The 17,353-nt window shown below is 46.2% G+C and carries 16 protein-coding genes and 1 other annotated feature; of the genes, 1 reads left to right on the top strand and 15 read right to left on the bottom strand.

Going from position 1 to position 17,353, the window contains the following annotated elements; genetic code table 11:
* Positions 1-113: 113 nt before the first annotated feature.
* From thrS to LKE40_09910, 15 genes are all read right to left on the bottom strand, one after another.
* Entirely contained in the window at positions 114-1,856 is a 1,743-nt protein-coding gene (gene thrS, locus LKE40_09980) for a threonine--tRNA ligase (GenBank protein MCH3917771.1), read from the bottom strand.
* An 81-nt stretch (positions 1,857-1,937) separates the two neighbouring features.
* Positions 1,938-2,169, bottom strand: a binding site (T-box leader).
* Between the two features lie 45 nt (positions 2,170-2,214).
* A complete protein-coding gene (locus LKE40_09975; GenBank protein MCH3917770.1) occupies positions 2,215-2,691 on the bottom strand; it encodes a GAF domain-containing protein in 477 nt (158 codons plus the stop codon).
* Complete coding sequence (locus LKE40_09970) at positions 2,688-4,148, bottom strand: monomeric [FeFe] hydrogenase (protein MCH3917769.1); 1,461 nt, start codon at positions 4,146-4,148, stop codon at positions 2,688-2,690. Before LKE40_09970 ends, LKE40_09975 begins: the two co-directional genes overlap by 4 nt.
* Positions 4,141-4,419: a (2Fe-2S) ferredoxin domain-containing protein gene (locus LKE40_09965; GenBank protein ID MCH3917768.1), complete on the bottom strand. Its 279-nt coding sequence runs from the start codon at positions 4,417-4,419 to the stop codon at positions 4,141-4,143. The genes LKE40_09970 and LKE40_09965 overlap by 8 nt, the downstream gene beginning before the upstream one ends.
* Before the next feature lie 113 nt (positions 4,420-4,532).
* On the bottom strand, positions 4,533-5,729 hold the full coding sequence (locus LKE40_09960; GenBank protein MCH3917767.1) for a SpoIIE family protein phosphatase: 1,197 nt from the start codon (positions 5,727-5,729) through the stop codon (positions 4,533-4,535).
* Complete coding sequence (locus LKE40_09955; protein ID MCH3917766.1) at positions 5,726-7,546, bottom strand: 4Fe-4S binding protein; 1,821 nt, start codon at positions 7,544-7,546, stop codon at positions 5,726-5,728. The genes LKE40_09960 and LKE40_09955 overlap by 4 nt, the downstream gene beginning before the upstream one ends.
* On the bottom strand, positions 7,543-7,806 hold the full coding sequence (locus LKE40_09950) for an NAD(P)H-dependent oxidoreductase subunit E (GenBank protein ID MCH3917765.1): 264 nt from the start codon (positions 7,804-7,806) through the stop codon (positions 7,543-7,545). The genes LKE40_09955 and LKE40_09950 overlap by 4 nt, the downstream gene beginning before the upstream one ends.
* Positions 7,807-7,991: 185 nt before the next feature.
* Complete coding sequence (locus LKE40_09945) at positions 7,992-8,651, bottom strand: redox-sensing transcriptional repressor Rex (GenBank protein MCH3917764.1); 660 nt, start codon at positions 8,649-8,651, stop codon at positions 7,992-7,994.
* A complete protein-coding gene (locus LKE40_09940) occupies positions 8,621-9,559 on the bottom strand; it encodes a hypothetical protein (GenBank protein MCH3917763.1) in 939 nt (312 codons plus the stop codon). Before LKE40_09940 ends, LKE40_09945 begins: the two co-directional genes overlap by 31 nt.
* A gap of 22 nt (positions 9,560-9,581) precedes the next feature.
* A complete protein-coding gene (secF, locus tag LKE40_09935) occupies positions 9,582-10,775 on the bottom strand; it encodes a protein translocase subunit SecF (GenBank protein MCH3917762.1) in 1,194 nt (397 codons plus the stop codon).
* Positions 10,772-12,502 carry a protein translocase subunit SecD gene (secD, locus tag LKE40_09930; GenBank protein MCH3917761.1) on the bottom strand — a complete coding sequence of 577 codons (1,731 nt, stop codon included), beginning with the start codon at positions 12,500-12,502 and terminating at the stop codon, positions 10,772-10,774. Before secD ends, secF begins: the two co-directional genes overlap by 4 nt.
* 49 nt (positions 12,503-12,551) lie before the next feature.
* A complete protein-coding gene (yajC, locus tag LKE40_09925) occupies positions 12,552-13,028 on the bottom strand; it encodes a preprotein translocase subunit YajC (protein MCH3917760.1) in 477 nt (158 codons plus the stop codon).
* Between the two features lie 236 nt (positions 13,029-13,264).
* A complete protein-coding gene (groL, locus tag LKE40_09920; protein ID MCH3917759.1) occupies positions 13,265-14,899 on the bottom strand; it encodes a chaperonin GroEL in 1,635 nt (544 codons plus the stop codon).
* A 103-nt stretch (positions 14,900-15,002) separates the two neighbouring features.
* Positions 15,003-15,881, bottom strand: coding sequence for a DUF92 domain-containing protein (locus LKE40_09915; protein ID MCH3917758.1), 879 nt, complete (start codon positions 15,879-15,881; stop codon positions 15,003-15,005).
* Positions 15,878-16,546 carry a hypothetical protein gene (locus LKE40_09910; GenBank protein MCH3917757.1) on the bottom strand — a complete coding sequence of 223 codons (669 nt, stop codon included), beginning with the start codon at positions 16,544-16,546 and terminating at the stop codon, positions 15,878-15,880. Before LKE40_09910 ends, LKE40_09915 begins: the two co-directional genes overlap by 4 nt.
* 495 nt (positions 16,547-17,041) lie before the next feature.
* Between LKE40_09910 and LKE40_09905 the strand changes: the two genes are divergently transcribed.
* Positions 17,042-17,323, top strand: a complete 282-nt coding sequence (locus LKE40_09905) for an RNA-binding protein (protein ID MCH3917756.1) — start codon at positions 17,042-17,044, stop codon at positions 17,321-17,323.
* Positions 17,324-17,353: the final 30 nt, after the last annotated feature.

Here is a 17,353-nt window from a genome sequence, read left to right as displayed (position 1 = left end):
CCAATCTGGCAAACTTTTCATTATCCACGGTTTTTCTCCTCCAATCAGAAAAAGGGCAGGCAATCCCCTAGGAACCGCCCACCCATTTTCATTCGTAGATATCGTCCACTTCCTCAGACCTGTTGCTTGGAATCAATGACCTTCTGCAGTTTCTCAACGAACTGATCGAAAGTACCCCAGTTTTCCTGCTTTCCAGTCCGAAGTCTCACAGACATAAGCCCGTTTTCCATTTCCCTTTCGCCGACTATCAGCATATATGGAATCTTCTGGTTCTGGGCATTCCTTATCTTTGCATTCATACGGTCGTTGCCAAGATCGACAGATACTCTGAATTCCTTCTCCCTCAGCTTCTTCTCCAGTTCAGTACAATATGCATTACAAGCCTCTGCAATTGGTATGATCCGCACCTGTTCAGCAGCCAACCAAGGAGGAAATGCTCCTGCATAATGCTCAAGAAGTACACCAAAGAACCTTTCAATGGAACCCAACAATGCCCTGTGAATCATGTATGGACGCTTTTCTATACCATCCTTATCAACGAATGTCATCTTGAATCTTTCAGGCAAGTTGAAATCAAACTGAATGGTAGAAAGCTGCCATCTGCGTCCGATGGCATCCTTGATCTTCAAATCAATCTTCGGACCATAGAAAGCTCCGCCGCCTTCATCTACGTCATATTCAAGTCCTGCCCTTTCAATTGCACCACGCAAAGCTTCCGTAGCGGCATCCCAACGGGCAGGTTCTCCTACAGCCTTTGCTGGGCGAGTAGAAAGATATGCCTTTATGTCTTCAAACCCGAAGCTATGGAGCATATATAGACTGAACCGTAGCACTTCGCTGATTTCGTCATTCATCTGTTCAGGAGTAACGATAAGATGTGCATCATCCTGAGTAAAGCCCCTTACCCTGAGCAAACCATGGAGAGCGCCTGCCTTTTCATACCTGTAGACAGTACCCAGTTCAGCCCATCTGCAAGGAAGATCTCTGTAGGAATGCTTGGAGTTGTTGTAAATCATGATATGAAAAGGACAATTCATCGGCTTGACATAGTAATCCGCATTATCCATTTTCATCGGAGGATACATACCATCATGGTAAAAATCCAGGTGTCCGCTGGTTTCCCATAGCCATGATTTACCTACATGAGGTGTATACACCATCTCATAACCATTCTTATAGTGCTCTTTCCGCCAGAAATCCTCAATTACCTGACGTATGCGTGCCCCTTTGGGGTGCCAATATACCAAGCCAGGACCGGCTTCCTCATGAAGAGAAAACAAATCAAGTTCCTTGCCCAATTTCCTATGATCTCGCTTTGCAGCTTCTTCCACTTCCTTGAGATACAGACGAAGCTCCTTGGCATTGTTCCAAGCCGTACCATAGATGCGGGTCAACATCTGGTTTTTCTCATCCCCCCTCCAATAAGCACCGGCAATGCTCATCAGCTTGAAAGCATCGGGATGAAGCTCCTTGGTAGATGCAACATGAGGGCCTCTGCACAGATCTGTAAAACCACCCTGGTTATACAAGGAAATCGTATCCCCCTCAGGGATAGCATCAAGCAGTTCAAGCTTATACTTCTGATCTGCAAAACGTTTCCTTGCTTCTTCTCGGGAAACCTCAATACGGACAAATTGCTTGTCCTGCTTGATAATTGCCTTCATCCGTTCGGTAATCTCATCAAGATCGGACTCCAACAACTGACGGGGCAATTCAAAGTCATAGTAGAATCCCGTATCGATTGCAGGCCCGATTGCTATCTGGGCACCGGGGAACATCTCAAGCACAGCCTCTGCCATGACATGAGCCATTGAATGACGTATCATCTGCAGGTGTTCGTCTTTTTTCTCTGCCATATCAAAAACTCCTCTCCACCAACGGCGGATTGCAAAAAAAATCCTTATGTCATCATTCTCGCACATGATGACATTCATCAGTGCAAGGACGAAGGCATAAGGACTCCGCGGTTCCACCTTGCTTCCTTCCCCTAAGGAAAGACGCTCAATTTTTCCCCTTCACGCAGGAAATACGGTACAATTACTAGGTACGGACCTTTCACGGTACAGCTCAGAAGTGGTTTTCACAGAAAGATCGGCAGAAACCTTCCAGCCAAGGGTTCCCTCTCTCAGGCCATCTGTATCTGTTACTCGTCTTCGTCAACGCCCAGCTCCTTATCAGGGAGTAACAACAGGATGCTACAAAATAAGTTACTCGTCAAGTAGCCGACACATAAAACAGACGTTCTGCAATAACGGCAGCCGCCTGCTCCACGACCTGGGCATCCTCAAGGGAAAAAGCTTCTGTTACCACTGAATCCGCATCAATCAAAGCGACTACTTGCCCTCTGCTCACTATCGGCACGACCAATTCACTTCGGGAATTGGCATCACAGGCAATATGACCGGAAAACAATCGCACATCAGGGACCAGGATGCTTTTCTTTTCCTTCCAAGCCTTACCACAGACACCTGCGCCGTAAGAAATACGAACACAGGCAACGTTTCCGAAAAAAGGGCCAAGCAAAAGCGAAGAGCTATCGACGACATAGAACCCCACCCAATTCAGCCCCCGTACGGCTCCAAGCAACTGTCTGAGAACCGGAATGGCATTGGAAAGACCGGCATACCGCACAGGCAACTGGGCATTCCAAGGATCCAGCAGGGCCTCAAGTTGGGAAACAATGGAATTCACGGTCGGGTCCTGGCAGATTTGACAGGGGTAACCGCACGTCCGTTCCGAAGTCTCATCGCAAGTGCAGGCTTCACGATGCAGCCAGGTCCATTGATACATCCGCCTTCACAGGTCATGACCTCAACGAGGTCTGCCACCGGAGGCCTCTGTTCCCAGACTCCCATCATCTTGACAGTTTTCTTGTCCAATCCATTGATACACATGGTCCTGACTTCCCTCTGATCCTTGACTCGGGAAACGACACAGCCGGCAACTCCGCTGGTAAGTGCAAAATTCCGACAATCCTGGAATTCTTCCACTTTGCCCATATCAGCTTCTTCCATTTCCCTGACATCGATATCCTTGGCAATGAACAAGGCAGCAAGTTCACTGAATGTGATGACCCCATCCACAGTACCGAGCCGGACTGCTTCAATGCGCTTGGCAAGGCAAGGACCGATGAATATTGTCTTGTAGCCAGGATAACGCTGTCTGCAGATATCAGCAGTATAAGCCATAGGGGACTGTGCATCACTGCATTTCGTCTTCAAGTATGGCTGATGACGTGCCACCAACTCCATGTAGGCCGGGCAACAACTTGTAGTCATGAAGGGTTCACCTTCTTCAAGACGTTTGACAACTTCCTTTGCCTCATGGACAGAAGTTGTCTCTGCTCCCTCACTGACCTCAGCCACTTCATCAAAGCCCGCTTCCAGAAGCGCAGCCTTGATCTGGCCGAGCGTACCGGGAAACTGTCCGTCTATGGCAGGTGCAATCATTGCCACGGTCTTCATCTCAGGATCATTCAGCATTTTCAGCACAGGGAAAAGCCCGCTTCTCTCGACAATTGCTCCAAAAGGACAGGACCTGGCACAATTGCCGCAACTGATGCATTTCGTATAGTCAATCTCAACAAATCCCTTTTCATTCTTACGTATGGCATTGACGGGACAAGCGCCTTCGCAAGGTACCGGGATATGAATGATACTATGAAAAGGACAGACCTCCATGCACTTGCCGCAACGGACACAACGGTCCTGGTCTATGCAGGCTTGTCCGTTCTTGAACACGATGGCATCCCTAGGACAATTTGCAAGACAAGGTCGGGCAAAGCAACCTCTACAGGCATCACTTACCTTGAACTGGTCTCGGGGACAGGCACTGCAGGCAGTTGCGATAGTCGTGAGCACAGGAACTGGCGCGGCATCTTTCTCCAATGCTTCATGGACATAGGCTGAGAGTGGTTTCAGTTCATCATCATCCTGTTCGATATTGACACCGAGAAGTGCCATGATCCTATAACGGACCATTGCCCTTTCTTTATAGATACAGCATCTGCTGGGTACTGCATCCTTCGGAATGATCCTGAAAGGAATCTTATCAACATCAGCTTCAAGCCTACCTTCCAAGAATTCTTTTACGACTTCAGTATGAACTCGTCGCTTTACCAAATTATATTGGTTGTTGAGTTCAAGCATTGACAGCCTCCGCTATCAGGGCTGCCAGCGTATTCGGATCAACACTGCCATGAAGTACGCCGTTGATAGAAACAAACGGAGGTTTACTTTCCTTGCCTGAAGCAGCTTCCAGCTTCTTGCACGCCTCAAAGCAGGAACAGCCCGCAATTTCACACCTGTCAAGCAAAGCGGGATCCAAAAAATCATTGTACAGAAGCAAATCCGCCCCGCCCTGGACAAAACAAGATGTCCCGACGCAAATATTGACTTTGACTTTCTCTTTTTTCTTCATAGACCGTCAGCAAAGGACTCCCGGTAGTAACCGAAGAGAAATTGCTTTCCTCCCTATATATTCGTTCTGGGATTCTCCGAACCCCTTGTGCACACATCAATCACCCACTCGTCTTATAGATACTCCTGACTGGTTTCCTTGAGATAGTTTACCTCAAGAGCCTTGCGGAGTCTTCCTATTATAGTACGTCTGATACCAATTTCCACAGGAATATTCGGATCTTGGTGTGCTTCATTGATCTTTGTACCGACAATAAAATGGACCTGGTCACTATCCATCAGTATCTCCATAAACTTTTTGACTGCATTATCCGGCAACGTATAGACAGGAATCTTTTCTTCGAGGACCTTTGCAACCTTGGAAAGCGTCAACATTCCCTCAGTAACCAAATCAATCCCATCCATATACGAAATCGGAGGAACATCAGGTGACCAACAGGAAAGATCGACTTTAAGCTGCTTGTCAAACAAACGGCTTACAATCAAAGCTGTCGTACCACCTGAAACAATTTTCCGACCTTCGAAAGCCCTGATCTTTTCACCTAGAATCACATCGCTTTTCTTTTCAAACGGCGGCCCTGTGACAATAAGGGTTCTTCTCGGTCTCCTGACATAGATACAGGCACAGGTAATATCATCCCGCGAAGCAAGGCCATCCAATCCCAAAGCTTTATTGACAACTGCAGAAGTAAGTTTCCGGCTACTTATCATCGGATTTGCAAGAATGGCATCCTGGACGAATTTTGTCACTCCGGAGTGCCTCCAACCAAGTGGTAACGAAAGGCCAAGGCCTGCCTGTGTTACCCCATCGCTGAACATGACCAGACGATCACCGATGGACAATTTAAGACTGATCGTATGGAGCAGTTCCTTCTTGAAAGCTCCTTCCCGCTGCAGATCAATGGTCCTGCCTTTCCAATCGATGTTTTCTATTCCTCGAAAAATCAGTGCTTCAGGATTATCATACTCTATGAAATTCACATCAATGTCATGGTTCCCCATCGTATAGCGGATATCCGCTATGGAAAAAGTCGAATAGCTTATTTTCCTTTCCTTGCAGACAGGAAGCGTATCCATGATTATTCTTGCCGAATGAGTAAGGTCCATCGGAGAAAAACTCAGTTTATGTGCCATATGGGCAGTCAACGAAGCAAGCACATTGGCTTTTACTCCACTTCCTAGTCCATCACTGAGAATAGCGACAATCTGATTCCTTTCAGGATTCCGACTAAGCAGGAATACATCACCTCCTATCTGCTGCCCATGCTTGTAGACCTGTGAGTAATCGACATCGATAAAGACATCATTCATGGCACATCCTCCAAGGTGTCTGAAGTAAAGCCATCCTCATGTTCTGCATCAGGGACCTGAAATGCCTCAATCAAGGAATTAAGTGTAATCTCAGTATCTGCTGCGTTCTCACCCAACAAGGAAGCAATCTGCTGCACAGTCTCAAGACTTTTCTGTATGACGACTTCAGCCTTCTTTACCACTGTTTCCCTCCTGACAGTCGGACTGGTTATATCCTCGAAAAGCGCTCCGACAAGATGATGATTCTCAACGCTGAAGAACGTTACACGCAGGAATTTGTCCTTATGTCGGAGCATGAACTGATGTCCACGCTTGGTATCAAACTGCTGCCGGAACTTGTCGGTAAAGCTGACAAAACGTTCAACAGGCAATCCTCCGATCAAATCAATGATCTCACCGTCGATATCATAGTCGATATCCCCAAAAAGATGCAGGAAGCCACTGTTGCAGTCGACGATGCGAAGCTGGTCATCCACCATTACGACGCCCATGGGAATCGTTCTCAGCAAGACATCAATCTTATTCTGAGCCTCTTTACGCATCTTCGTCACGCACATCTCCGGTTCGGCCATGCCATCCAGATAGGCACACGCCATATCACGGCATGTATTGTATCCACATCCCCCGCAGTTGAGTTGGTCACTTTCATTGAATTTACCCAACGCATGCAGAGCCTGCAGTATTTCTTCCTCACTATGGGCATTCCTGACAAAAGGTTTCTCTGAAGCCAGAGGCAATTCCGCCTTTTCAAGTATGCCATATCCCTTTTCCAGCGCATAGTCAATAAAATCTTCAGGAATTTTAAAAAGATCGTTCTTTCTGACTAGTCTCTGCTGGGTATGGTGCGAGGTTATCTTTTTCTTTTCAGCAACCCCATGAAATTCCCTGGTACCCGGCCCATTGATGCATCCACCATCACAAGCAAGCAGTTCCAGGAATTCAGAAGAAGCCTTGTCCTGCAATCCGGCCAATGCCGATACTATCTGTTTCGCCCCACTCAGGGCAACAGCCTTGGACTGAAATGGATCACTGCTCCAATCAAGACTTGCAAGCATACCGCCTTCCACCGGATATGAAGTGGTTTCTGCTGCCGCAGCAGGTTCAAAAGGCGGAACAAAAGCCTGTCCTGTGTCAACCAGCCGCTGCAAGGCAGGAAGGTCGATTCCCTTTTGGTTCAGCCATCTGCGAAGCTCTTCGAAAGTCAAGGCAAAATCCGGATATCCCGGATGTTCATCTGCTTCACCTTTCTTGGCAATGCAAGGTCCCACGAAGACAATACCGATGTCCTTCCCGTATATCTTCCGCAGGAATGCACTGTGCATCTGCAGTGGAGAGGGTATCGGTGCAAGCTGACCTGCAAGTCCCGGATAGTATTTCTTGACCATCTTGACCACGGATGGGCATGCTGTCGAAATCCAATTGCACGTTCCGCCGGCTGTATTCCGGGCAACCTTGTCCACGCAGGCACTTACCAATGTTGCTCCGATGGCAGTCTCGCTGATATGGGCAAAGCCAAGCCTCTTGAGACCTATGAGCAAGGCTTCATCCAGACCTTCAAACTCAGAAACATAGGAAGGAGCAAGAGAACAGAATATATTTTCATTCTTTTCCAGAAACAATTGTACTCGAGGAAGATCATCTCGTATTTTCTTCGCATGGGCAGGACAAACCCCCACGCAGGTACCGCAATAGATGCATCGTTCATGGACGACTACGGCACTGCCATCCTTTACCTGGATAGCTTTCACAGGGCAAGCCCTGACACATTTGTAGCAATCCCTACATTCAGTAAGTTCAGTATAGATAGGATATATCATGATTGGTCTTCCTTGTGTTTTTCAAGGGCCTGGGCAACAAGATCAACAACACAATCGGGATTAAGTCCACAGTAATTCATACCGTCAATCCTGACGTTCGGTCCGCTGCTACAGGCGTTCATGCAAAGGTGTCCTACAAGTTCTACCTTGTCCTCCAGATGATTTTCCTTGATATAGGATTCAAGATTTGCCAAGGCTTGGGAATTGCCCCTTGCGAAACAGGAACTTCCCATACACAGATCCACGTGTACCTTATCCATGTTTTCTTCTCCTGCAACAAGGATAACACGCTGGCTTACCAAAGTCAACTAATACAACAGCATATCACTTATACACAAACAAAATGTCATTAAAATATATTAAAACAGTAGAAATGATAAATTAATATGAATAATTTATATAATAATATGGTACTAATCACATTATAAACAACAAATGAAACATATTACCACCTTTTGCGAACTCCAACTTCTTTTTCATCCAACGCCCTCCGCATCTTTTCTGACAAAGCCGCAAAATGAGAAGCCAAGTCCGTCCGTTGGACGACAATGCCATCAGGAAGCTGCAAGTGTACGGGAGCGAAGTTCCATAATGCAATGACCCCACATTTGACCAAGAGTGTTGCTACGGTCTGGGCCTGCCGCGCAGGTACGGCAATGATTGCAATATTGATTCTGTTGTCAATCACATAGGCCTCAAGTTCTTCAAGAGGCCTGATTACAAGCCCGGAAGCTTCCGTACCTATCTTCTGTGGATCCTTGTCAAAAGCCCCCACGATTCTGAGTCCATATGATGAAAAACCTTCATACCCAAGCAAGGCCTTGCCCAGATTACCAGCTCCGATCAAAATGGCATCTGATGTATTGTTCCAGCCCAATGCATTGGTCAAGGAAATAATCAGGGCATTGACGGAAAAACCTATCTTGGGTTTACCTTCAATGCCAGTCAGAGCAATATCTTTCCTGACTTGTATAGGATTCAGCTGCAAGTCCGTAGCTAAAAAGGTCGCAGATATATTTACCATGCCCTGCGCCTTGTATGATTGAAGTCTACGAAGATATGAAGGGTACCTTTTTATTGTTGGGATAGGTATTTTCCTCTCCATTTTTCTACTCCTCCTTTCAATGCTGCGATAATTTCATCAATGACAAACATAGGTGTGGATGCTCCGGAAGCTATCCCCAGTCTTTCCATGTCGAACAAATGTTCATCCAAGTCAGATGCATCCGAAACAAGTCTAGCACACTTCCCCGCATTCGTCACCTTTTCAACCAAACCATTGGTATTGGCACTTTGCCGATCCCCTACTACCAAGACACAATCAACCTTCCCGGCAAGTTCCTGAATGGCATGCAATCTCGACTCAGTCGAATGGCATTGCTTGTTGCCTATTCTTACAGGCCGGCCTTTCTGTTTCCATCGTTCCAACTCTGCCAAAATCGGATTCGCCAAGGAAGGAGAAGCCGTAGACTGCATCACCACAAGCAACGCGACATCCTTCGGAACCCGATCCAAATCAGAAAGGGAGGAAATGATCATCTTGTCATTGTCCCTGTCAGCAACCCCGTACAGGGCCATGACCTCAGGATGATTCTTTGTCCCGACGATCAAGACAAACTCCCCCGGTGCCGCATGGCGGACAAGTGACTGTTCATGCAGTACCACCGGGCAGGTCGAATCACAGAGAATCATCCCCCTGCCAAGATATTCCCGCTTCAGTCGATCACTGACACCATGGGTACGCAGGATAAGGAACCCGGGAGCCAAGTCTCCGCTGCCATCGATGATCCTCAAACCTTTCTTTTCCATATACGAATTGAAAACCGTATTATGCACAAGAGAGCCAAGAGCATAGACAGGCAAATCAAGTCCCTTGGCTTTTTCCAGTATACGTTCAGTCAAACGGGCAGCTCTTTCTACACCCTTGCAGAATCCAAGGATCTGCATCCTGACAATTTCCATGTTTTCCCCCAAGACAAAAACTGCCACCGGAGAACAGTTCTTCGGCGGCATGAATGTCAATCAGGCAACCAGCTTATTTTGATTCCTTCTTCTCAACAATATGTTGTCCGCCGCTGATCCAATAGAGGAAAGCAGGGGCAATGAAGTTTGAGGAATATGTACCTACGACAATGCCAAAAATCAAATTGATGGCAAACAGCTGGATACTGCCAGTAGCCAGAATAGCCAACGGCAACACTGCGAGCACAGTCGTCAAACTACTCATGATCGTACGAGTCAAAGACTGTGTAACGCTATGCTGGATGACATCGGCAAACGACTTGTCCTTCATTAAGCCGGAATTCTCACGGACACGGTCAAAAATAACAATAGTCGCATTGAGAGAATAACCTATGATTGTCAGTACAGCAGCAATAGTCGTACTGGACACCTCAAATTGGAACAAGGCAATGAAGCCAAGAAGCATCAGTACATCATGACAAAGTGCAATGATTGAAGAAACTGCATAAGCGATATGGAACCTGAACCAAACATACAGCAGGATCAATACCATAGCCACCAAAACTGCAATCAAAGATGAAGTAATCAAAGTCCGGCTAAAACGTGGCCCGACGAAGTTGCTTTCCAAGACAACAAAGCCATTTTCACCGAAAGCACCGGCAAAGCATTTGGAAACAGCATTTTCAAGGCTGGCCTGTGTATCTCCTGCACCGGTTCCGATTCTTACCTGGAACAGCTGCTGGGAATCAGTACCCATTGTCTGTACCTGTACATTGCCAAGACTGGACAGAGCAGCGCGGACCTGGTCAATTGTTACATTTCCACCCACTGCAAAGTTAAGGCTGGTGGGATCCTTGCTGAGTGTTGCCGGGAAACCATATCCGGAAAGCAAATCACTTGTCGAGAGGCTTGCATCCACGGCAGTTGCCGTGATACCAGAAACAGCATCCATCGATTTTGCCAAATCCCCTGCAGTCGGATTGTCCGCCACAAGGAAGGTCTGGGAATGTACGCCTTCGGTTCCTCTCGTCTCGAGTACTACATTACCATTGGTTACAGACAATGTTGCATCATCTTTTCCTTCGTAGGTAACCTGAAGCCCCACAGGGGCAACCTGAATACGTTCACTCAAGCCACTTTCAAAATCAATACCCTTATTGAATCCTCCGTTGATGATGTAGGAAGCAATACCGATAACCAGGAGGATAGCAGATACAGTAACTGCAATCTTACGAACCTTGATGACAGGTAAATCTTTTTTGATCATTTCTTTGCCCTCCTGCCGATATGGATCTTCGCACCTTCCTTGTCAGTAATCGTCGTATCAAAAATCAGATGCGAGACAAACAATGCCGTGAACAAGGAACTGATGATACCAATGGCAAGCGTATTTGCAAAACCTTTGACTGCACTGGAACCAAGTTGGGAAAGTACCAACGCAGCAATGATGGTCGTAATGTTTGCATCCATAATAGTCCAGAAAGCTTTCGAGAAGCCCTGACGGACAGCAGCTTGTGAAGACTTGCCTACAGCCAGCTCTTCCTTTATACGTTCATAGATAATGACATTCGCATCAACAGCCATACCTAGAGTAAGGATGAGGCCTGCGATAGACGTCAGAGTCAACGTAAAATGGAACGCAGAAAGACAAGCCAACATGATGACAAGGTTGAATACCAGCGCCAAGTCAGCCACCAAGCCGCACAGGCTATAATACAGCACCATGAACACCACGACAAGGAGCAAGCCAATCGCAATGGCCCGCAACCCTGCAGACACAGCATCTTCACCCAGTGTAGCACCTACAGACTGTTGACTTGATACCGTCAACTCGATAGGAAGGGCTGCAGTACGCAGTACGACAGCCAAATCGGAAGCTTCATTCTTGGAAAAGCCCGAAATCTGGACATCCTGACGGATAGCTTCGTTGATGGTTGCCACAGACTTGACTTTGCCATCCATTACCACAGCCATCGAATCACCTACGTGCGTGCTTGTCAACTTGTAGAATTGGTCACCACCTACGGAATCGAGATGGAAATCAACTACTGGCTGTCCTGTAATACCATTCGTGCTGGTTGTCGAACTTTCAAGATGTATGCCATCCAATCCGATCTCATCATCCAAAACCACGAACTTTTTCAGCTCATCGATACCATAGTCATCCTTGACATAATATCCTGCGACAGTCTTGCCGGCTGGCAAATCAGCCGGTTGTTTGATCTGCCCATCTTCCGTATAGGCTTCACCAGGATTGGCTGCATATTCTGTATTGATCTTATCCGTAAGAGTCGTATCCACGATCTGGAAGACAAGAGAACCCTTGCCCTGGAGGAAGGAATTCACCCTTTCAGGATCTGCTGCACCAGGAATCTCAACCAAAATCTGATTGCTTCCCTGGAGTCTGATTTCAGGTTCGCTTACACCGAACTGGTCAATACGATTCTTGAGAATTTCGATATCCTGGTTGACAAGTTTCGTAACTTCAGTATCAGAAACGGCCTTACCGACCTTCTTTTCATAGGCATCCTTGTCTGCATCAAGAAGGATGCTCATACCACCTCTCAAATCAAGTCCAAGCTGCAACACGTTGTTGCTCAGGGTCTTTGCATCATAGATGGATGACCTATAGTGATTTTCCAGCGTATTGAAGATATCTTTCTCCGTATAGAAACCGGCACAAAGATTCAAGATGTTCCACTTGGAGGGAACATCCTTCTTCATTGCATGGTAATTATCCTTTGCTATAGCTTCCAAATAGATAAATTTGGCAGGAACCTCGGCATTTTCGTCGGATTGAACCAAGTTCTTGATTTCATGCAGATCTTTCGTAGCCTGTCCCAAGGCATATTCCCTGATCTGTTCATTTGATCCACTGGCCAAATCCTTTGTTTCCGATGGGGTCAGCACATACCACTTGAACGTCGGGTAAAGGAACAGACCACACAGAAACAGTACCAAAAGAACAATGATCAATCGATCACGTTTTTTCATAACATTCTCCAATTGTGACACTATGATAACTTTATCTGAATCAGGTTATCTACTTATTAATATTATTGTCCTCGCTGCCAGCTTCAGCTGCAGCAGTGCTCTCTTCCTCAGCCGGAGCTTCTGCTTCCTTCAAGGGCTGTTTCTTTTCCAAGGCAACTTTCTTGGCTTGTTTTCCGGAATTGTTCTTAGCCCCTGACCCCTTTTTCTCTATGACGCTGCTGATTGCCGACCTATTGAACTCAATCCTCGTATTATCATCCACTTTGAGCACGAAAGACTTTTCCCTTACTGCAACGACAGTACCATGGATTCCGCCGATGGTAACGACTTTATCGCCCTTTGCAATCGAAGAAATCATCGATTGAGTTTCCTTGTCTTTCTTACGCTGCGGTCTGATCAACAAAAAATAAAAGATGACGATGATAAGGCCAAAGGTAACGATCGACGTCGTCATCGAACCTGCAGCCGCAGTACCGCTTCCTGTCGCAGTTCCCGAAGCCCCAGCCAGAGCCAACAATAATTCCATAGCGAATCCTCTCTTCTAACTTACATACCGGAAGTCTCCGGCATGATAATACTCCCCTAAAATACGTAGGGGCGAAATACTGTCATTGTTCAATAACGACAGCCCCGTAATTATCGATAAAAGTAACACGTTATTGCAACGCTAGTCAAGTTTTGATTCAGTAAATCCTATAGGAAAGAAAAAAAGGCCACGGGATTTGTCCCGTAGCCTCTTGTAACTACATCAGTGAACTGATATTACATCATTCCGCCCATATTTGGGTTAGCTGCAGCCGGTGCTGCCGGTTCCGGAGCTGGAATATCTGTAACAGCACATTCAGTGGTCAGGATAAGCTGAGCAATGGAAGCTGCATTCTGCAATGCACAGCGGGTTACCTTCATAGGATCGATAATTCCGTTTTCAACCATGTTGCACCATTTCATCTCATTTGCATCAAAACCATAGCCCTTTTCACTGTTCATGCATTTGTCAGCAATGATGGATCCATCCACGCCGGCATTCTGTGCAATCTGACGGATAGGTTCCTCAAGTGCCCTGCGCACAATCTTGTAACCAATCTTTTCATCCTCGCTCAGACCAGTCAGATTTTTCTCAGCAAGCTGCTTTGCAGCCTGTACAAGAGCAACACCACCACCAGGAATAACACCCTCTTCAATCGCTGCACGTGTTGCACTGAGAGCATCTTCGACTCTGTGCTTCTTTTCCTTGAGTTCAACTTCAGTTGCAGCTCCGACATTGATGACAGCTACGCCACCTGCCAGTTTTGCAAGTCTTTCCTGCAGCTTCTCACGGTCATAGTCACTGGTTGTATCAGCAATCTGAGCCTTGATCTGTGCAGTCCTTTCAGCAATAGCAGTCTTTTCACCAGCGCCATTGATGATTGTTGTATTTTCCTTATCAACTTTGATGCTTTTTGCACGGCCAAGCATATCCAACTCTGCATTCTCAAGAGTCAGACCAAGCTCTTCGCTGATAACCTGTCCGCCTGTCAGCACTGCAATATCTTCCAGCATTGCTTTCCTGCGGTCACCAAAACCAGGAGCTTTTACTGCAACAACGTTCAGTACACCTCTGACGCTATTGACGACCAATGTTGCAAGAGCCTCACCGTCGACATCCTCTGCAATGATCAGCAACGGTTTGTTTGTCTGAGCAACCTTCTCCAAAATCGGAAGCAATTCCTTCATGTTGGAAATCTTCTTGTCATAAATAAGGATATAGGGGTCTTCCATCACAGATGTCATGGTCTCCCTGTTATTGCAGAAATAAGCACTCAGATAACCACGGTCAAACTGCATGCCCTCAACAAAGTCAGTCGTCGTCTCAAATGTCTTGGACTCTTCAACGGTAATGACACCGTCTTTTCCGACCTTTTCCATTGCGTTGGAAATTTCCTCGCCGATTGTAGTATCGTTATTGGCGCTGATGGTTGCAACCTGTGCGATTTCTTCCTTATCCTTGACTTCCTTTGATTCTTTCTTGATTTCAGCCACAGCATCTGCCACAGCCTTGTCAATGCCCCTACGGATTCCCATCGGATTCACACCGGAAGCGACACTCTTCATGCCTTCTTTTGTAATTGACCAAGCCAATACAGTCGCAGTAGTTGTTCCATCACCAGCAACATCATTCGTCTTCGTTGCAACTTCTTTCAGCAATTGGGCACCCATGTTCTCAAACGGATCTTCAAGCTCAATTTCACGGGCTACAGACACGCCGTCTTTTGTAACGGTCGGTGCACCGAATTTTTTGTCAAGCAAGACCAAGCGACCCTTAGGGCCCAAGGTTGTCATCACAGCATGAGAAATCTTCTCTACGCCATTGACTAAAGATTTACGGGATTCCTCACTGAATTGTAGCTGTTTTGCCATTATTCATATCCTCTCTTATTCGTTGAATATATTTTTTCAAATGACGATGACTTTAAGCCATCGGAAGATAAAATACAAAGAATTCAGTCCGTCGGCAAGTAAATCAGAAAAATATTATCGAGAGCAAGTAGGCAATCGCTACGGCGATGCAGTTGCTGCATAGGTTTACGATATCATTATCAAAAAAAGCTATTCCTCGGGCTTTTTCCAAAGACTTGCCATCCATTTGTGATTTCTCTGTCAGACTTCCGTCAAGGGCATAGTATTGTACCTGTATGGTTGCCCCAAGCAAGCTGTCTGCCACACATCCCAAGAAACCCGCAAAAGCAACGATAACCAGAAACACAAGACTTTTTGCCGCAACAGGGAAAAAACAAGGATACCATAACATGGCAACAAAAAAGGCAGCAATCAGCCCGGCAAGCGTCCCCCCCCGGGAAACTGCACCGGAAAGTCCTTTTTTCATAGGTCGTCCTGTCAACACAGAAAAACTCGGACCCCCAAGCAACACGCCGACTTCACCGGCAAATGTATCACTGACTGCCTCTGCCACAGAAGCTCCGAAAAGAAGCAAAAGCCTCATGGAAGGTTGATATAGATATAGTAGTGCAAGGAAAAATCCTGCACCCCCATTGGCAAAGACCTGCATGAAGTCCCTGCAACTTCCTTTTTTCTGTGTTTGTTGTGCAGAAGCCACGGTTTTGTTTTGACTACCGATCCTGGCAAGTACCGAGGCAGAAAGAAGAAAAAAGACATAAAGGAAAAGCCCACCGAAACCAAAGGCAAAAGTTGTCAGATTACCGAGAACAAAAGCACCGAATGCACCTCCTGCAGTAAGCTGTCGTTCCTTCCATGCAACAATGGCAAGCAGGAACATCAGGCAGGCAATGATCACAGGAAAGAAAGGGAGCTGCCTGACAAGATAATCAACATAAGCTGTCAGGGATCCGTTTGCCCCTGAAAGCATAAAACGGTCGATCATAGCAGGACCTCCATCAGTAACGCAGAAACCAAAGGTACGCTGAGATTGTCAAGACCCAATGGAGTCAGCATTTCCATAACAGTAGCAATACCGGCTATGAGAACTGCACGTCCGAGAAGCACCAGAGGAGAAATTTCCAGCCCCGCCTGCACGGTCAGACAGACAATGCAACAGGCCAGGAACATGACAAATGAACCGATATAGGTTTTTCCCCCTGTAGGAAACGGCAACTTCTTTTTCCCCCAGATAGTACCGGTGATGGCCGCAAGGCCGTCACCAAGGGCCATGCAATAGACACCAGCCAAGCTCGCCCTGGCACTCAAGAGGCCATTGTAGCAAAGAAGCACAAAAATCAGCAAAGTCACAGGATAATAAATAAGTCCCAAGTTCCGCCGTCGGTCATTCCAACCAAAAGCCTGCTGGACTCGTGGGCTGAACACGAACAAGGAATTGAACAGGATGAAAAAAACAGGTCCGATGATTGCATAGCGGATATCATGTACAGTAAACAGGCAGATCGGCCACCAATTGGCAACCGTAATATGAATCAGCTTGCGCAGAAGCTCCGCACTGGTCTTCGTTTTCTTGTGAAAGACCATCACGGCAGCAAGCAGGATAAAAATCGCAATAAAGGAAAAAGCTACATGTGCCAGATCACTCTTCATGCGGTAATCTTGCCAGCAAAGACAAATTGTTTCAACAGGCACTATCTTTTTCATCATCAATCCGACTGTAAGTTTTTTCTAATTCTGGCAGTAATTGAAAACATATCATTATAGTTCCCTCCATATGCCGTTTCTCCCAAATACCTGCACTATATGCAGTGTAGAAACCAAACTACACCTAAAAACGTGTAAAAATACATTATTTCAGATTGACATCTGGACAATTTTGATGTTATTATTTTATTGCTTTTTAAGAAATAAATTGGTGTAGCTGCATTCTTGCTCTCTATGACAAAAAGATGTTGGACAGTTCTTTTGATAGACGCCGGAACCGAATGAAGTAAGTGTATAACAAGCTTCTTTTGTGCAAGCACTCCGAATAGCCTTTTTTTATCAGGAAAAAGATAAAAAGAAGCCTGGTAGGGTCTGTTCAGCTCACAATGAAAAGAAAAGAAGCAATTTTAAACACAAGCATCTGCTTGTAAAGGATACACGATGTCTAAGAAAATTTATGTTGGTAATATGAATTACCGCACCAGCGAAGAAGAACTTCGCAATCTTTTTGCACAGTTTGGTACTGTCAACAATGCAAATATCATCCTTGACCGCGAAACCCGCAGACCTAAGGGGTTTGCTTTCGTTGAAATGGAAGAAGACGAAGCTGCCGATGCAGCAATCTCCCAGCTTGACGGCACAGAATTCGACGAAAGGAAACTCAAAGTAAGCGAAGCCATTTCAAAGCCAAGAACCAATAGTTTTCATCACAACAACTATTAAACTGTAAATAGGTTCTGTCCAACATTAGAT

Source organism: Spirochaetia bacterium (genome assembly GCA_022482625.1).
Taxonomy (GTDB): domain Bacteria; phylum Spirochaetota; class Spirochaetia; order Sphaerochaetales; family Sphaerochaetaceae; genus Pleomorphochaeta.
The sequence above is the reverse complement of the archived record's forward strand: the minus strand, read 5'-3'. Positions and strand labels throughout refer to the sequence as shown.

Excerpts from the sequence above, each read along its gene's own strand:
- secF (MCH3917762.1), bottom strand. The coding sequence starts at position 10,775 with ATGATCAAAAAAGATTTACCTGTCATCAAGGTTCGTAAGATTGCAGTT.
- yajC (MCH3917760.1), bottom strand. The coding sequence starts at position 13,028 with ATGGAATTATTGTTGGCTCTGGCTGGGGCTTCGGGAACTGCGACAGGA.
- groL (MCH3917759.1), bottom strand. The coding sequence starts at position 14,899 with ATGGCAAAACAGCTACAATTCAGTGAGGAATCCCGTAAATCTTTAGTC.
- LKE40_09915 (MCH3917758.1), bottom strand. The coding sequence starts at position 15,881 with ATGATCGACCGTTTTATGCTTTCAGGGGCAAACGGATCCCTGACAGCT.
- secD (MCH3917761.1), bottom strand. The coding sequence starts at position 12,502 with ATGAAAAAACGTGATCGATTGATCATTGTTCTTTTGGTACTGTTTCTG.
- LKE40_09965 (MCH3917768.1), bottom strand. The coding sequence starts at position 4,419 with ATGAAGAAAAAAGAGAAAGTCAAAGTCAATATTTGCGTCGGGACATCT.
- LKE40_09960 (MCH3917767.1), bottom strand. The coding sequence starts at position 5,729 with ATGAATGATGTCTTTATCGATGTCGATTACTCACAGGTCTACAAGCAT.
- LKE40_09955 (MCH3917766.1), bottom strand. The coding sequence starts at position 7,546 with ATGATATATCCTATCTATACTGAACTTACTGAATGTAGGGATTGCTAC.
- LKE40_09940 (MCH3917763.1), bottom strand. The coding sequence starts at position 9,559 with ATGCCGCCGAAGAACTGTTCTCCGGTGGCAGTTTTTGTCTTGGGGGAA.
- LKE40_09905 (MCH3917756.1), top strand. The coding sequence starts at position 17,042 with ATGTCTAAGAAAATTTATGTTGGTAATATGAATTACCGCACCAGCGAA.
- LKE40_09970 (MCH3917769.1), bottom strand. The coding sequence starts at position 4,148 with ATGCTTGAACTCAACAACCAATATAATTTGGTAAAGCGACGAGTTCAT.
- LKE40_09950 (MCH3917765.1), bottom strand. The coding sequence starts at position 7,806 with ATGGATAAGGTACACGTGGATCTGTGTATGGGAAGTTCCTGTTTCGCA.
- LKE40_09945 (MCH3917764.1), bottom strand. The coding sequence starts at position 8,651 with ATGGAGAGGAAAATACCTATCCCAACAATAAAAAGGTACCCTTCATAT.
- LKE40_09910 (MCH3917757.1), bottom strand. The coding sequence starts at position 16,546 with ATGAAGAGTGATCTGGCACATGTAGCTTTTTCCTTTATTGCGATTTTT.
- thrS (MCH3917771.1), bottom strand. The coding sequence starts at position 1,856 with ATGGCAGAGAAAAAAGACGAACACCTGCAGATGATACGTCATTCAATG.